We start from the raw sequence: 16,058 nt of genomic DNA, 5'->3' as shown, positions 1-16,058 counted from the left end.
ACCTATTTTTTATTTAAATTCTAACCTGGACTTCTTATTCTTTAACCCAAGTAGGTTCACCTTTTTTCATCTTTTCCAATGTAGCTTGATATTCAGCTTTGCTTGATTCATCAACACTTGCGATTGCTTTTTCTTGCCATTCGATTGCTTCCTTGGTCTTTCCAAATTTATGCAGCAAGTTTGCATAAGTGTCCATTAATGCTGGATCATTCTGTTGTTCCAATGATTGTTTGCTCCATGCTAATGCAGACTCTACACAAGATGGGTCATCGCAATTCTCAAAAATTGCCCATGCAAACGAATTTAACTGACTTGCATTTACCTTAGATGGATCAATATTAATATAGGCCTGTACTGCATCCCTAAATGCCGGCCAATTTTTCTTTCTTGCATAATAATTAGGCTTGAAACTAGCAACTGTGCTTGTCATATCAACATTCGGATATTTCTTGCTAACTTCTGCAATAGTCTGATCCAAAACGTCTCCTTCAGATTTCATAACAACAGGCGCAATCTCATTATTGATGATTGCTGCAGCTAATATTTGATCGGCTTTTCCTGATCCCAATTTAGCATCAACTTTTGCCTTATTGTCTAATACCGTATTGAATGCCTTTGAACCTGGTTTCCCAATATTCTTCGTGATTAATCCAAGCATATCTTCTGCCATCAACTCATCTGCTGTAGAATTGTTAATTAAGGCCTCAACAGCTTTTGCGGTAAGGTCGCGATCGTATGCTTTTACTGCTGCCGCAGCGGTTGCCTTCGCAATAGCCTTATCGCCAGGATTTGCGTTGAATTTATTCACCAATGTTTCATATTGAGTGTTCGGATCCAATCCCTCTTTTGCTAAAGCAATAAATTGGTCTGCTTCACCTCCACCAACAATGCGATGTACTAATTCTCCATCTGGATTAAAAATCAAAAAGGTAGGGTAGGCCGCTACTTTATAATCCTTTGCGAAGCGTTTTGCCTCTTCTCGCCATGATTTAACATCGTCGTTGTCAGAAGCTGTCTCATCCATCTGAATCTTTAAATTCACAAAATTCTCATTAAAGAAGGTTCCTACCTTCTCTTGAGGAAATACATTGGCCGCCATCCATTTACATGGTCCACACCAGGTAGTAAATGCGTCAACGAAAATATGCTTATTCTCTTTTTTAGCTTTTTCCTTAACCTTTGCCCAGGTCGTACCATGCTCAAAGGATATACCCTTTTCTTGCGAAAATGCTAAGAAAGGAATCGTGAATAATAATAAAATTAACTTTTTCATAATCAGTGTTTATTTACTTTACGTTTCTGTTATTACTAAGTTAATTATTTAAATGAAAAAGTCCCGATTTTTTTAATCGGGACTTTTCATGTATTTAACTAAAATTAAATTCCTAGTTGCTTCTGCATATTTTTCTCAAGTGCTTTTTTATGTAGCATTAAAGAGATTGTTTTATAACGAACAAATTCCTTTGTGGCATACATATAACCTTGGTAATCATTTGATACACCCCAAGAATTCTTAACAATATAATATTCCTTGCCTGTTTGGTCTTTTACAATCCCAACAATGTGCATGCCGTGGTCATCTGTAGTCTCATAATTGTCAAAGGCTTCTTGTCTTTCATCTGCTGTAATTTTTGCCTCTGGCTTCGGACCATTGAATAACTGATCTGCCTCCTCCTTGCTCATTTTTTCAATAGGTTTTTCAGGTACAAAAGCTACCCCATTTTTCCAGCTGAAACTTTTCTCCGATACGTCAGTGGCCCATGCTACTGTGAATCCTTTTTCTAAAGCATGATCAATAATGTCCGTAAGATCATTGATCTTTACATTATAAAAACTCTCAAATGACCAGTTGTCCGGAATCAATAAAACGAAGGGTTTGTAGTAGGCATGTTCTTCAAATGATGAGATCCCAACATAGTCATCAGGATTGATCCCAATTACCTGATCAGCAAATGTCCTTGGAGTGTAGGTCTTCCCTTTGTATTGGAAGGATACTGGAACCTCTCCTAAATATGAATCCATAGCACCAGTAAAGGCTTTTAACCAATTCTTTGTAGGTTTCTTGCTGTCTGCAACACTTTCAGTAATGGATTGCAATATCGGACTCATCTCACTGAAATTATTTCTCGTTTGTCCTTCTGGTAATCCTGTATAAACCTCGTATGGAACTGCTCCATATTTTCTGAAGATGGTTAATACGTCGTGAAGTTGTCCTCCATCTCCCTGCGCTTGCTTGCCATGGAGACGAACAAAATTCTTCGCCTTCTCAACATAGGTATTTCTTGCCGTATAAATTTGTGATATCTCTACTGGAGCTTTACCCATTCTGATCATTTCTGATTCTAAAAACGAATTCCCCGAATATGACCAACAGGTTCCCGATGAGCCTTGATCTTTGATCGAAGTCTTACCCAAATTGATAACTTCCGTAAATTTAAACCCCTCTTTGCTGTTGTCACTCGCATTTCCTTTTAAGGAATTTATAAGATTGTCTTGTGCTTGAACTTGTGTAGCCGCAAAAAATGCCGCTGCAATTAGAATAGATTTACTCCAATTCATATGATTTGTTAATTTATTTTATTGTGCACGAATTTATTAATTTATTATCCCCTACATGGGGACATTATGTAAAAATATTAGCACAATTGTTGTGAATATGCAAAAAAAAGAGGCCTTTTCGAGGCCTCTGCTTTATGGTTATGTTTTGTCAAAATCTGGCTTCTTTGGAAAGGCCAAAGAGGCAATGATACTTAATGCTAGAATCCCGACAATAACTATTAAGGAATGAGTCGTCGTAAATCCCCAATCTTTTAAATAGTTATGCAATAGCATTTTTAATCCAATAAAGATTAATAAAAATGCCAAACCTACTTTAAGATAATGGAATTTATGGATAATATTAATCAATAAGAAGAACATTGACCTTAAACCTAAGATCGCAAAGATGTTAGAGAAAAATACGATATATGGGTCTTTTGTAATGGAGAATATCGCAGGAATCGAGTCTACAGCAAAAATTAAATCTGTGAATTCGATGACTAATAATACTAAAAACAATGGAGTCATATATTTAACGCCATTCTCGATATGGAAGAACCTTCCTTGGTCAAGTTTGTGAGTAACCTTAAAATGCTTGGAAGCAAACTTTACCACCGGATGATTTTCTGGATCTACTTCTTCTTCCTTATTACGGTTGATGTACATGTTGAATCCGGTATACACTAGGAACGCTCCAAAAACATACAAAATCCATCCGAATTTGGTAATCAATGCGGCTCCAACGAAGATAAATATACAACGCATGATAATAGCTCCTAAGATTCCCCAAACCAATACTTTATGGTAGTATTTCTCTGGTATACCAAATGAACTGAATAAGAGTACCATGACAAAGATATTATCTACAGATAAGGCGTATTCTACTACATAACCTGTTAAATATTCAATGGTTAAGTTTTTATTGTATAGCTGTAAGCTTGCTGCAAGATCATTCTCATTAATCGTAATATTGTGGAAATGCTTTGCTACAACTTCCTTGAGCCTCGCCATGTCGTGCACATCATGTAACTCATTACCCCAATAATAGAGCAATAGAGCAAATAATAATGCGAATGCTACCCATATAGCACTCATGATGGCTGCAACTTTTAAAGATACTGGTTTGTCACTTTTAGAAAATAGACCTAAATCTATCGCTAACATCAGAATTATAAATATTATAAATCCGATCATAAAAAGTGCTTCGTGGCTCATGTTTTATTTTTTTCTTTCTGTGGTGTAACGTACTAATTGTTCTAATCCTTTTTTATACTCCCCGCCATTCGGGATAGTTTCTAAAATATCAAAAGCTTCCTGTTGATATTTCATCATTTGTTCCGTCGCATAATCTAATCCTCCGTTTATCTTAACGAAATTGATCACTTCCGCAACCTTCTGTGAATCTTCATTGTGGTTTTTAACCAAACTTATGATCTTTCTTTTCTGCCCCTTATCAACTATCGATAACGCATAAATTAGAGGAAGAGTCATTTTCTTTTCTTTTATATCGTTCCCGACAGGCTTGCCAACATCATCAAGACCAAAATCAAATAGATCATCCTTTATCTGGAATGCTATTCCGACTTTCTCACCAAACAAACGCAACTTCTCAACTGTATCCGAATCTGCTCCTGCGGAAGATGCCCCAATTGCACAGCAAGACGCAATCAAACTAGCCGTTTTCTTGCGGATTATATCATAATAGATCGATTCTTGTATATCTAAATGTCTCGCCTTTTCTATTTGCAATAATTCCCCTTCACTCATCTGCTCAACGGCCTCTGATGCCAATCGCAACAAATCGTATTCATTATGCTTAACCGATAGCAATAAGCCTTTTGAAAGTAGAAAATCTCCAACTAAAACCGCAACTTTATTTTTCCATAACGCATTAATCGAAAAAAATCCCCTGCGTTCATTCGCATTATCTACCACATCGTCATGTACCAAGGATGCCGTATGCAACAGCTCTACTAAAGACGCACCATGGTAAGTCGATTCCGTGATGCCTCCAGAAACGCCAGCTGAAAAGAAAACAAACATTGGTCGCATCTGTTTTCCCTTTTGCTTAATTATATAACGTGTAATACGATCTAATAATGGAGCTGAACTCTGCATCGATGCCTTGAAGGTTTTTTCAAAGCGTTTGAGATGTTCTTTTATAGGAAGTTGTATTTCGTCTAATGTTAACATGTATCGGGTATAAGACCTTCAGTTCAGACTGAATCGCAATAAAAATACTAAAATTATGCTTCAGAAGCTAAGGTATTTTCAAGCTGTTGATACCATTCTTCACCATACTCTCGAATCAACGGGTCTTTTAAGAACTTATAAACTGGGATTTTAAGTTCTTGACCGAAACTACATGCATCTTTGCAAATATACCAACGGTCATAGTGCAATACATCAAATTCTGGATAATGCGTTGCACGGATAGGGTATAGATGACAGGAAATCGGTTTTTTCCATTGTACATCTCCCATTTCATAGGCCTTTTCAATGCCACATTTCGTAATTCCATTCTCCCATGTTACGTAGGCACACTCTTTATTGCCACCAACACAGGTTGTCGTCAGGTCACCATCGGAATCTACAACTGATGTGCCCTGCTCTTCTATGGCTTTTATGCCTGCCTCCGTAAGATAGGGCTTAACCTTCGGATAGATTTCTGCTAATATCTTCGTCTCTGCCTCAGTCAATGGTGCCCCTGCATCTCCCTCGATACAGCAAACTCCCTTGCATTTGCTCAGATTACACACAAAGTCATTGTTGATGATATCCTCATGAACAAGGACATTTCCTACTTCTATCATTTTATTTTGAATAACTAACTCGTTTGCCTAATGGGTATTTTAATCCTTCTGCACTCACCAAATCCATCGTCACCGAACCAATTAAGATTTCTACCTGGGCTTTCACCGGGATACGATTTCCATCATTGGTGACCCAAAGATACAAACGACTGCTCTTTTTAAAAATTCTTCCCGGAGATATTTCCGGACTTAACTTGATACATTCCAATTCCCCAAGTACTGATTTTACTTTTTCAACTCCTATATACTCGACACCCAATTGCGCAACCTCATCATTTAGAAAATACGTGATCTTGAACTTATCTCCTGATTTTAAACCAGTAAAATCTAAATTCCTCGAAAAATAATACGCCGAAACCAAATCAAAGGTCTGTTGGGTGGGACTCGTAAATACTCCTTTCTTACCATTCACTTTTTTCGTCTTATGGTCAAAGGTCGCATATTCAACCCGACGATAGTTATTCTCTCGAATGTTCTCCGTATACAGAATTGGTAAGAAGTTCGACTGATCGATATAGGAATCATATTGATTCTTCACCGTATAGAACTTTGAAAATGCACCAGAGGTCTGTCCAAATGCCGATAAATGAATCGCATCATTAATACCAAAACTATATTTCGAATTCTGAACTGAAAGTGTTCCAGTTGCTGCGGAAATAATTCCATACCTTAACTTATATTTCAAAACCTCACCAGCTTTGAACGTCGGATCTTTTAAATACGGTAGAGTCTGTGATATTGCTGAACTAGTCAACAATAAGCCTAAAATGATAAATGAAATTATTCTTTTCATACGGATTGGACAGCAAATATATCGGATAGTTTAAGATTTTCGCTTGAATACAGGTACAGTGGAGCAAGGTTCTCCATACATTACGCTTTTTGCCACTTTACTTAACTGTGTCGTAAAGGTAACAAATGCAGACTCTGGAACTGGGATATCCCCACATCCTTTCACCACAATGCGCTCATCCTGGAATCTAGTGTAATCTAAAGTGGATAATGCATGGTCAAATAATATTTTGCGAACATATTCTTCATCCCCAAAATGAATGGATAAAGCATGTTCGGCCATTTTTGTCGACAATAACATGTAAGCCCAAGTAGGAACAATAGCGTCTGCTGAACAAATAATTCCTATGTGCTTGTCTTTATATTGTGACCAATCATGTGTTTTAATAAATTCTCTGAAATCCTTTTCTTTCAATATCAAACCATGAAACAAGTTCTCCTTGATATCGTAAACTTCAATTGAGGCTTTTGGAGCATATTCAGCCAAATCTATCGTCAGCAATCCACTCTGTGCTACCTTGTTTATAATGTTCTCTTGTATATCCATTTCTATAAAAATAAAAAAAGCTGGATAACTATTGTTATCCAGCTACAAATTTAACGAATTCTATATTAATAGAATTTAATGCGATTGTCAATAATCTTAGCATTGTCTTGAAGAGCCTTTAAAATCGTGCCCCAAGAACGCTGAGATTTTGCGTCTGTAATTTGCTTTTGTGTTGCTGTTAGTTCTTCTCCCGCTAATGCTTTTGGATTTACAAATCCAAGGACCTGAACAGCATATACGCCTTGTTTGCCTTCAATTGATTTTGATGGTTTATTCGGTTGCAATCCAAATACCGTTCCTACAACTGCATTTTCTACAGCGATTCCAGGTATAACAGGGTTTGCTAAAACTACGTTGTCAACGGTTTGAACATTCTTGCCTAATTTTTGTGCAACTTGGTCAATATTACCTGCACCAGATAATGCATTGTTCATCTTCTCTTTCAACATTCTTGATTTTACCAAGTTCTTAACAACGGGCTCAATTAATGTCTTAACCGATTCTAATGGTTGAACGCCTTTTGGTTGAATATTTGTAACACGTGCTACAATAAAGTTATCGGTAGTCTCGTAAACTTTATCGCTAACATCACCATTCTTCGCTTCAAATGCCCAACGAACTAATTCCCTCGGTACCTCAACGCCTCCAAGCATATTGTCCATGGCAACTGTACGGTCATTCTTTAAAACCTCTACGTTCTGTTGTTTGGCAATATCATTAAAATTATCCTTGTTAGCGGCAGTGAAAAACTGATTTGCTTTTGAATAGGACGCATCCGTCGTCTCTTTACCAGAGTTGATGCTCTTATCAACGATTGCTAATTTAGCAATCGGTGAATTACCAATCTGTCTATTGATTTTGATAACATGTACACCAAAGTTCGTTGATACAACTTTAACATCCCCAGCAGCACTCTCGAATAAGGTCTCTTCTAGCTCAGGAATCATTCCACGGGTTACTGTGCCTAATTCTCCTGAATTGTTCTTGCTATTAGGATCGGCACTGAATTCTACTGCTAATGCCGCAAAACTAGCTCCTCCTTGAATAAGATTTTTAATCGAGTCCGCTTTTGCCATTGCCTTGTCAACACCACCTTCTGTTGCTGGATTGATTAAGATATGACTTGCATTTACTGAATCAGGACTGTTCTTAACAGAAATTACCTTCGCAATTTCATATACATTCTGAGTTAAGAATGGACCTACAACTGTTCCCGCAGCAGTTTTGAACGCTACTGAATCTAAGGCAGGACTTAACTGACCTTTTGTATAATACCTAACTGGATATTTGTTTTCTGAATTGATCGTAACAAAGCTTGAATCATTTGTCGACGCTTGTAATTCAGTCTTTAACTTTTGAATCGCTCCTAATACCAATGCTGTATCTGCTGAATTTGGTTTCGCATCGAATAATACATACTCTAACGTACGAATCTCCTCAGGATTTTTGAATGCATTCTTGTTCTTATCGTAATACTCTTTGTAATCAGCATCTGTTAATTTGATTTCTGAATCTTTAACGGATGCATAATCCAACATCACATATTTGAAGTTCGCTAATTTATTACGTGAATTATAATCATATTCTGCTTCAAGAGATGTTGTGTAAATACTATTATTGATCAGGTTCGTGTATTTTTGATTCAAACGCTCATTTTTTACACTTGCTAATAAACCTTCCCATTGTGCATTCATCTCAGGGTTTGTTTTCGCCTGTTCAATAACTCCTGCTAAATAGTTCTTGTCGAATTGACCAGTTTGTGGATTAGTAAACGCTTGGATAATTTGTGGAGATGGATTGTTCCCAAATAATAAGCTGTTTAATTCTTCCTTACCAACTTGAAGACCTATATTATCAATCTCTTGAGTTAATAAGTTTTGTGTTAAAAATTGATTCCATACTTGTTGAACTGCGAATCCACGCATTTGTGGAGAAACTGCGCCTCCCATTTGCTGTTGGTACATTTGATTCGCTTGATCTACCTGCGTATTGAATTGCTGGTAATCTATTCCTTCTCCATTGATGCTTCCAACCTCATTTTGGCTTCTTTGCCAAAATGGTGTCCCTACATTAATGGCATCTCCCAATAAAAATGCAACAATTGCCAAACCAATCACGAAAATGACTAAGCCCGCACGGTTTCGCAAAGAGGTCATTAATCCCATAACGATATTCTATAATTTAATGCTAATATTTTTTATTCTTTTGCTTTTTCTTAAAAACAAGGCGCAAGATACAACTTTTATAAAAAAATAGTGTAAAAATTTCTATTTACCACTTCTCTATTTTTTTTATTCCAATTCCTTCAATTTCTGTTAGTTCCCAAATGATGGTAATTGAGAGTCTGCAGATGGAATATGAATCGCTGTACCATTCATGAAACGTATGTCGTTGAAATCGGCATCCGCAGTAAAAGATGTTCCCTGTGCTGAGGTCCTACCATCATTATATTCTGCCGTAATAGGCTGGCTACCAAAGTACTTCTTGTTCTTTTCATCATAAATCAACTCTTCAGTCTTTATAATCGTACCGTCCACTTTGGTAATCACTACATTTTTACGAAACTCTGTTAATCCTTCAAGCTTTTTCTGAAGAGCATATTCCGACGTAACTCGTTGCATCTCCTTAGCTTCATCATCAAAAAAGATGATCTGAACCCCCTTCTTGAACTCATAATTACCCGTACTGTCATGGTAAACACGCATCTCCGGAGCCTTTAACTCCGCTTTTACCTTCGCTGAATCGCTATAGATAACCGTAACATCCTTTGATATGTCAACTGCCTCCTCTTGCTTGATATTTGCCAAGCGATCAATGTCTTTCGTGTCATTTTCACAGGCAATTGACAAGATTGCCCCTAGCAAAACAATTGTTAGGGGCAATATTCTCGATATCTTTAACTCTGAAATTCGCATTTCTTAATCGTAACTTCTCCTGATAAACCAAGCATCATTAATCGTGAAGCCTAAATTAATATTGATATATCGTTCACGAACTAAGTTGCTCTTTATTGTTCCTTGTTGGCCGAACTCTGCCGAAATGTTAACATTTGAAAATGTTCTCCCAAATCCTGTCTCTGGTAATGGTAAACCTAAACCAACGGTAACCGCCATGTCGTTAATACGTTGTTGGTTTACCGTCATATGAGTTTTGTTATACCTAAATCCTAATCTGTAATCTATTACTTTTAGATAATTTAATGATGTTGGATCAGGTTTGATTTGTCCACCTAATGCAAATCCAATATTCTTGCCTAAGGGTTCTTCACCAGTACGTACCTGGTATTTTGACCAATCAGCATATTTAAAATCTGCTCCAACCATCCAATTCACTCCCTTGCTAAAAGTAAATCCAACATTGTGCTTCAATGGTAGGTTAATCTTGCGGTTTGATAACACATCCATAGATGATGTATCAATTGGAACTTGTTCCGTAATATTCCCGGACCCTGTTTGTGTACGTGTAACCATTGACGTTACCTTACTACGTACTGAATTGTCTAATGATCCCGAATATCCTATCGTCAGATTCTTTCTGTTCCCTAAAGGAAGAAAATATTGTGCTCCATAATCATATGTCACTCCCGTTACTCTTCTAGTATCCGTTTTTGCCGTATTGTAAAAACCGTAGTTCGTCGGGAAATCAATAAGTGATTTGTCATATAAGTTTCCAAATAGAAATCCTACGTTAGCTCCGATACTGAAATTCTTAAATGGTGATACACCATATCCGACATAAGCTTTGTTTATGCCGCCCTCTCCAACTAATCTTGTTTGATATGGTGTGTTGGAGATTTCCCTACTAGCAGATGTACTATAACCTACATCCGAATAGGGCATCAACCCAAAGGAAATACCACCTAATTTTGGACCATTATTCTTGTTTAAGGTAAATCCAAAGGCAAAATGGCTGAATGCAAAATCCGCGGTGTTATCCGCTGTTGAATTTTTTTCTAATTGAGTGACATTGCCATATAGTCCCGCATCCAAAATAGTTCTGTTAAATCCTGAATATGTAGCCGGATTGGAAATATTTAAAACAGGTAAGCCCCCCTGAAATCTTACTGCTGTCGTTATACCTCCCATAGCGCGGGTTTGAGGCAATTGATCCTCACGCATTTGGCCTAAACCAAATTGCGAATAGGGCGAATGTGAGGTCGACGATTGTGCATAAGTCTGCGTACTCGAAAGTATGAATGAACTTATTCCTAATAAAATAAGTAGGGACGTATTAGAGTAAAATAGTTTCAACTGTTCTAACATTTTAATTAGATCTTTAACATCATCTTTATTCAAATTATTGACTTGACTTTTTGATGTGTATAAATCTTTTTATGATGGCTGTATTACCTGAATTTTTGCTACAAAACTATCTATTTTTTAAATATCCTACGCTTTTAAGTTGTTAAAAAAGGTTAAACACCTATTATACAATCGCTTAGAAAAATTGAAAATAAATAATCGTCAGTAAAATAACTATATATAAGGTCTCGTAAAACCATTTTACTTTGGCATGTGTGAAAAAATAGGCCAAGTAAATCGAAATTGCCGGTACTGCCAATAAAAAATGGTTTATCGATCGATCTTGATTTAGATAGAAGGAAGCAAAAATTAAGATGATCATAATAAATAACAGCTGAAAGCTCTTCCTTATCTGAACAACACTCTTAAAAAAATTGTCCTTCAAAATAAATAAAAACCCACCTATAGCGATCAGAACTGGAATTAACACAAAATAATCATGAACATCCATGTTTAATTTTGTAGGAAAGGCGTAGGTAAATGGTAGAAAAATCTGATAGAATTCATCCATCCTTTCCAACCAGAAATATGCAACTGCTAATAAAAAATAAACCGTTAAAACTCCTAGTAATGGCGTGACCCATTCTCGCCAATAAAATGCTCTGAATATGACCAAGCTTGACCAAATCAAGAGCAACATCACGATAAAAGGAAAATATATTAAACTTCCTACCGCGACTAGTAAACCAAGGTCGAACATAATCCCTTTTATATCTACATGCTTGTAGATATTAAAAAGCTTCTGAAGCATCCAAATTGTAATAAAATTACAGATTAGGGTAGGGGATAGAACTAAAAATGGAATGAAAAGACTTACCAAGGTCATAAACATTAAGGAGGTCAAAAAACTCGGCTTCCCTAATAAATTGTAATGATTGACTACTTTATTTAGTGCAAAGGCTTGAACTAAAGTGAGGGCCAAGGTAATCATAACATTGGCAGAAGGTGAAAAGCTAGGCCCTAATTCCAACCCTACCAATCGGTCTAATCCAGGCTCAAATAATACCGGCGTGAGCTGTTCAGGTAAATGTAAATAGGCCCCCAAACATAAGATAGTGCCAACAAAAATAACTAGAAAGACATTTAATCCTGAAAGTGATCGATGTTGGTTAATTAGCATAGAAAGGGTATCCTTATTTATCTTTTTCCAGTTTCTTTACCTTTTGATCAATAGTAAACAAATAGATGGCAACCGCAAGAAAGATAACCAACATAACTGCTACAACGATATATATCTTTCCTTCCGCACGAAGTCCATCGGCCATTTGTACCTTCTCTTGTGCATTTGCAGATAACCCTATCATTAAGGCTAAAATTGTGAATAGGAAATTTCTCATCTTAAAAACTATTTCTTTTATCTTCTATTAAACGAATACGATACCTTAAACTGGCAATCCAGCACCCAATCAAAATCCAACCAATAACTGCCGTGTAAAATACTGGACGCATATAATTATCCATGTCCAAGTCGCCAAAGGTAGAATTACCCCCGCTTCCTGGATGCAATGAATCGTTCATCTTCGGTAGGATATAGATTAAGACAATCATGATCGGAAAGGCAAAAATGTTGTAAATCGCAGAGATCTTAGCTCGTTTTTGCTCCTCTTCTAAGGCATTTCTTAATACTAAATACGCCAAATACATCAAGGTCGCAATGGCTGCCCCATTGAGTTGTGGATCATTGGTCCATGGCGTTCCCCATGTTATGTTTGCCCATAACATCCCGGTCATTAAACCGCAGGCACAAAAGATAATGCCCGTATTCACAGCTTCTACAGCCATAAAATCATATTCCCTTTTTCCAGAATTTAAATATTTGATACTGTAAATCAAGGATATCAAATATAAAACCATCATCGTAAACCACATAGGTACGTGGAAATATACATTACGGATAGTTTCATTTAGAATAGGTAGTACGGGAACGGGGCCAAGCAGTCCGCCTATAATGGTACTCGCGACCATGACAACTGCCAAAATTTTCCACCAACGTTTTCTCATAAGAACAAAAAAATCAATCTCGCCAAAGGTAAGGAAATAACAGCAAAGAAATAGCAATCGTGACGATATTAATTGCCAATAAAACAGCGATATCTGCCCAATTATCTCCTATTGAACTGCCATTTACCGCGTTTTGTGATAACTTGATTAATACGATTAATAACGGAATAATAACTGGAAAACTCAAGATTGCCATGATCGTACTGTTATTGCCCGCTTTCGCGCTTATTGCAGCAACCATCGTAAAAACCGTCGCGAAACTGATGCTCCCTAAAAAAATCGCCAAACAATAAATCCCTAAATTCTCCGCCTGGCTCTTAAATATTAAGTTGTAGATGATAAAGGCTGTAGTCGATAATAAAACCATCAATACCGAATTGTAGATGATTTTTGCCAAAATAATGGCCTTTGGACTCACAATAGAATAATAATATAAATGACGATGACCCGTTTCTTGAACGAAACTCCTGCTCATCGCATTGATTGCCGCAAACAATAAAATAATCCAGAACAAGGTGTTCCAAACAATAGTATCCACAGATTTGAATGACTGATAGCATACAAATACTGTGGATACCACATAAAGTAAGATACTGTTGATGGCATATTTTGATCGCCATTCTAAAACAACATCTTTATATATTAATGTTTTTACTTGTGCTAAAAGATTCATGTTCTGCAAAGATACATCAATCTATCGAGCATCGTATTGTTGGTCTTAAATTAAGCGTTTTTAATTTCTGATTTTGCCTTGTCAGCAACTTCTTCTGCTTTATTTCCTAAGCTGTGTGCCGCATCTGATGCCTTATTTGCCCATTCATTTGCTTTTGAAGATGCTTTATCTAATACATCACGCCCAGCATTCTTTGCGCGATCTTTCAAATTCTCTAAATCTTCCTTTGCCGATTTAGCTAATTTTGATGCTCTTTTTGCCTCTTTCTTCGATAGGTCCTTAATGGATTTTGTTAAACTCTTAATACCATCATTCGCACGGTCTAATTGCTTTTTCCCATCTTCTGTTCCTAATAAATAATATGCTGCTGTACCAACGGCTAATCCAAGTAGGGCAAATGCCACTAATCCATTTCTATTTTTTTCCATGATTCTATATTTTTTATCCTATTTAGTCTTATATGTTCTGTTGATATTAAACAAGGTGTAAGCCAAAATGTTTTCAATCTTTATAAATTAACAAAAATTAACTTTCAACGACTTGTAAGGACTGTAATGTGTAGAGATGTTGGTACAAACCGCCACCTTTTTCCATCAATTCTTGATGGGTACCCATGTCTGAAATAATACCGTCTTCTAATACGATAATCATGTCCGCATCCTTTATTGTAGACAATCGATGCGCTATAATGATCGAAGTACGATTGCGCATCAATTCAACCAATGCCTGTTGGACCATACGCTCAGATTCTGAATCCAACGATGAGGTCGCTTCGTCTAATATTAAGATTGATGGATCTTTTAATAATGCCCTGGCAATGGCAATCCGTTGTCGTTGGCCTCCTGAAAGCTTAACGCCACGCTCTCCTACAACCGTGTCATAGCCCTCCGGAAAATCCATAATGAAATTATGTGCATTTGCTCTTTTCGCAGCTGTGATGATAGCATCGGCTTCTGCTTCTAGATTTCCATAACTGATATTCTCCCGGATCGTACCCCCAAATAAAAGTACATCTTGTGGAACTACCGCAACTTGATTTCTAATGTCCGTCAATGCTAATTTGTTTGCTGGAATACCATCGTAGCGTACGGTACCGCTAGTGGGTTGATAGAACTGTAAGATCAAGGATGCAATCGTGGATTTTCCAGTCCCACTCGGACCAACTATGGCTAACTTCTTGCCCGACTTAACATGAAAGGAGACATCCTTCAATATCGTAAGATCTGGTCGTGTCGGATAATTAAATGATACATTTTCAAATTCTATATCGCCATGTAGTTCTACTTTAATGTCTTTATCTTCCTCATTTACTTGAATATCTTCTTTCGGTTCATTTAAGATCTCAAGTACCCGCTCACTTGCTCCTAGGGCCCTCTGAATGCTGGCGTAAAGCTCTGGGAAACTTCCCATGGATCCCGCAACAAACATCGAATAGAGAATGTAAGTCGTTAAATCACCAACAGAAATCTCTTGTAATGAAACCAAAGACGCTCCATACCAAATCACAACGATTACAGCGCCAAAGATGGCAAAAATGATAAAGGACGCAAAAATACCTCGATAGGTTGCCCCTTTTACAGCTAAGGCTACCGATTGGTTTAGTTTTTCTGAATATCTCTTAGACTCAAAATATTCATTGACAAAAGCTTTTACATTGCTGATGCCTAATAAGGTTTCTTGAACTACTGAGTTCGACTCTGCTAGCTTATCTTGGGATTCCCGTGAAAGATTTCGGATAAACCGTCCAAAAATTATAGCAACAACAATAATAACCGGTAATATACACAAGTTCATGAGTGCTAATTTCGGCGATACTAAGACCAATAATACAACACCTAAACTTAAGCTGATTGCCTGACGTAGCATTTCTGCCAATGTAGTCGTCATCGTATCTTGAATTTGTGATAGATCGGAAGAAAGTCTACTGTTTAATTCCCCAACTCTGCGGTTGGCAAAAAATTCTATCGGTAAGGTAATAAGCCTATGGTAAGTGTCTTTTCGAATATTGGCTAATGATTTTTCAGCAATCTCAACAAACAAGCGGATCCTAAAAAAAGAAATAATGGATTGAAAAGATAGAATAATTAGAGAAATGCCCCCGATATACGTAACACTTGCTGGTAGCCATGTATACGTTTGTTTTCCTTGAGCTGCATCGATCATCGCTCCCAGTAAGGCTGGAAAGGTCAACATCGATAAACTCGATAGGATTAAAAACAGCATCCCAATAATAAATTTCCATTTGAAAGGCTTGATATATGAAAATATCATTAAAGCTTTTCTAAGTATATCCTTGCTTAACTTCGGTTTAGGTAAATCCTCCGAATGGGTATCACCACTATTCAATCTCGGTCTGGCCATTTACTATTTTATTTCTCTTCTCGAGCAAAAGT

General features: G+C 37.0%; 16 protein-coding genes. All 16 read right to left on the bottom strand.

Translation table 11 applies throughout. The features are described from left to right. Positions 1 to 34: 34 nt before the first annotated feature. Entirely contained in the window at positions 35 to 1,273 is a 1,239-nt protein-coding gene (locus E0Y80_RS05335; RefSeq protein WP_231595934.1) for a thioredoxin family protein, read from the bottom strand. A 104-nt stretch (positions 1,274 to 1,377) separates the two neighbouring features. Next, positions 1,378 to 2,559, bottom strand: a complete 1,182-nt coding sequence (locus tag E0Y80_RS05330) for a C1 family peptidase (RefSeq protein ID WP_156306403.1) — start codon at positions 2,557 to 2,559, stop codon at positions 1,378 to 1,380. A 138-nt stretch (positions 2,560 to 2,697) separates the two neighbouring features. Further along, complete coding sequence (locus E0Y80_RS05325; protein ID WP_156306401.1) at positions 2,698 to 3,753, bottom strand: TerC family protein; 1,056 nt, start codon at positions 3,751 to 3,753, stop codon at positions 2,698 to 2,700. Between the two features lie 3 nt (positions 3,754 to 3,756). Next, positions 3,757 to 4,731 (bottom strand): polyprenyl synthetase family protein, encoded by a 975-nt coding sequence (locus E0Y80_RS05320; protein WP_156306399.1) that lies wholly within the window; start codon positions 4,729 to 4,731, stop codon positions 3,757 to 3,759. A gap of 53 nt (positions 4,732 to 4,784) precedes the next feature. Then, positions 4,785 to 5,351, bottom strand: a complete 567-nt coding sequence (locus E0Y80_RS05315; RefSeq protein ID WP_156306397.1) for a DUF3109 family protein — start codon at positions 5,349 to 5,351, stop codon at positions 4,785 to 4,787. 1 nt (position 5,352) lies between these two features. Further along, positions 5,353 to 6,144, bottom strand: coding sequence for a DUF3108 domain-containing protein (locus E0Y80_RS05310; RefSeq protein WP_156306395.1), 792 nt, complete (start codon positions 6,142 to 6,144; stop codon positions 5,353 to 5,355). A gap of 30 nt (positions 6,145 to 6,174) precedes the next feature. Beyond that, complete coding sequence (locus E0Y80_RS05305) at positions 6,175 to 6,690, bottom strand: DUF2480 family protein (protein WP_156306393.1); 516 nt, start codon at positions 6,688 to 6,690, stop codon at positions 6,175 to 6,177. A gap of 65 nt (positions 6,691 to 6,755) precedes the next feature. Next, a complete protein-coding gene (locus E0Y80_RS05300) occupies positions 6,756 to 8,855 on the bottom strand; it encodes a peptidylprolyl isomerase (protein ID WP_156306391.1) in 2,100 nt (699 codons plus the stop codon). A 150-nt stretch (positions 8,856 to 9,005) separates the two neighbouring features. Next, positions 9,006 to 9,605: an LPS export ABC transporter periplasmic protein LptC gene (lptC, locus tag E0Y80_RS05295; RefSeq protein WP_156306390.1), complete on the bottom strand. Its 600-nt coding sequence runs from the start codon at positions 9,603 to 9,605 to the stop codon at positions 9,006 to 9,008. A 3-nt stretch (positions 9,606 to 9,608) separates the two neighbouring features. After that, positions 9,609 to 10,952 (bottom strand): BamG family beta-barrel-assembly machinery protein, encoded by a 1,344-nt coding sequence (locus E0Y80_RS05290; protein WP_156306388.1) that lies wholly within the window; start codon positions 10,950 to 10,952, stop codon positions 9,609 to 9,611. Positions 10,953 to 11,127: 175 nt separating this feature from the next. Next, a complete protein-coding gene (locus tag E0Y80_RS05285) occupies positions 11,128 to 12,111 on the bottom strand; it encodes a DUF6427 family protein (protein WP_156306386.1) in 984 nt (327 codons plus the stop codon). 13 nt (positions 12,112 to 12,124) lie between these two features. Further along, positions 12,125 to 12,328 (bottom strand): CcmD family protein, encoded by a 204-nt coding sequence (locus E0Y80_RS05280; protein WP_156306384.1) that lies wholly within the window; start codon positions 12,326 to 12,328, stop codon positions 12,125 to 12,127. A 1-nt stretch (position 12,329) separates the two neighbouring features. Further along, entirely contained in the window at positions 12,330 to 13,049 is a 720-nt protein-coding gene (gene ccsA / locus E0Y80_RS05275; protein WP_231595932.1) for a cytochrome c biogenesis protein, read from the bottom strand. Beyond that, positions 13,006 to 13,665, bottom strand: coding sequence for a heme exporter protein CcmB (locus E0Y80_RS05270; RefSeq protein ID WP_156306380.1), 660 nt, complete (start codon positions 13,663 to 13,665; stop codon positions 13,006 to 13,008). The genes ccsA and E0Y80_RS05270 overlap by 44 nt, the downstream gene beginning before the upstream one ends. A gap of 50 nt (positions 13,666 to 13,715) precedes the next feature. Beyond that, a complete protein-coding gene (locus E0Y80_RS05265) occupies positions 13,716 to 14,093 on the bottom strand; it encodes a YtxH domain-containing protein (RefSeq protein WP_156306378.1) in 378 nt (125 codons plus the stop codon). Between the two features lie 97 nt (positions 14,094 to 14,190). Next, a complete protein-coding gene (locus E0Y80_RS05260) occupies positions 14,191 to 16,026 on the bottom strand; it encodes an ABC transporter ATP-binding protein (RefSeq protein ID WP_156306376.1) in 1,836 nt (611 codons plus the stop codon). Between the last annotated feature and the right edge of the window lie 32 nt (positions 16,027 to 16,058).

Origin of the sequence: Sphingobacterium endophyticum (assembly GCF_009733535.1) — a bacterium.
Taxonomy (GTDB): domain Bacteria; phylum Bacteroidota; class Bacteroidia; order Sphingobacteriales; family Sphingobacteriaceae; genus Sphingobacterium; species Sphingobacterium endophyticum.
Note: the sequence above shows the minus strand (reverse complement) of the source record. Positions and strands in the feature narration are given on the sequence as shown.

Excerpts from the sequence above, each read along its gene's own strand:
- E0Y80_RS05315 (WP_156306397.1), bottom strand. The coding sequence starts at position 5,351 with ATGATAGAAGTAGGAAATGTCCTTGTTCATGAGGATATCATCAACAAT.
- E0Y80_RS05285 (WP_156306386.1), bottom strand. The coding sequence starts at position 12,111 with ATGCTAATTAACCAACATCGATCACTTTCAGGATTAAATGTCTTTCTA.
- E0Y80_RS05265 (WP_156306378.1), bottom strand. The coding sequence starts at position 14,093 with ATGGAAAAAAATAGAAATGGATTAGTGGCATTTGCCCTACTTGGATTA.
- E0Y80_RS05335 (WP_231595934.1), bottom strand. The coding sequence starts at position 1,273 with ATGAAAAAGTTAATTTTATTATTATTCACGATTCCTTTCTTAGCATTT.
- E0Y80_RS05270 (WP_156306380.1), bottom strand. The coding sequence starts at position 13,665 with ATGAATCTTTTAGCACAAGTAAAAACATTAATATATAAAGATGTTGTT.
- E0Y80_RS05290 (WP_156306388.1), bottom strand. The coding sequence starts at position 10,952 with ATGTTAGAACAGTTGAAACTATTTTACTCTAATACGTCCCTACTTATT.
- E0Y80_RS05310 (WP_156306395.1), bottom strand. The coding sequence starts at position 6,144 with ATGAAAAGAATAATTTCATTTATCATTTTAGGCTTATTGTTGACTAGT.
- E0Y80_RS05330 (WP_156306403.1), bottom strand. The coding sequence starts at position 2,559 with ATGAATTGGAGTAAATCTATTCTAATTGCAGCGGCATTTTTTGCGGCT.
- E0Y80_RS05260 (WP_156306376.1), bottom strand. The coding sequence starts at position 16,026 with ATGGCCAGACCGAGATTGAATAGTGGTGATACCCATTCGGAGGATTTA.
- E0Y80_RS05320 (WP_156306399.1), bottom strand. The coding sequence starts at position 4,731 with ATGTTAACATTAGACGAAATACAACTTCCTATAAAAGAACATCTCAAA.
- lptC (WP_156306390.1), bottom strand. The coding sequence starts at position 9,605 with ATGCGAATTTCAGAGTTAAAGATATCGAGAATATTGCCCCTAACAATT.
- E0Y80_RS05280 (WP_156306384.1), bottom strand. The coding sequence starts at position 12,328 with ATGAGAAATTTCCTATTCACAATTTTAGCCTTAATGATAGGGTTATCT.
- E0Y80_RS05300 (WP_156306391.1), bottom strand. The coding sequence starts at position 8,855 with ATGGGATTAATGACCTCTTTGCGAAACCGTGCGGGCTTAGTCATTTTC.
- E0Y80_RS05325 (WP_156306401.1), bottom strand. The coding sequence starts at position 3,753 with ATGAGCCACGAAGCACTTTTTATGATCGGATTTATAATATTTATAATT.
- E0Y80_RS05305 (WP_156306393.1), bottom strand. The coding sequence starts at position 6,690 with ATGGATATACAAGAGAACATTATAAACAAGGTAGCACAGAGTGGATTG.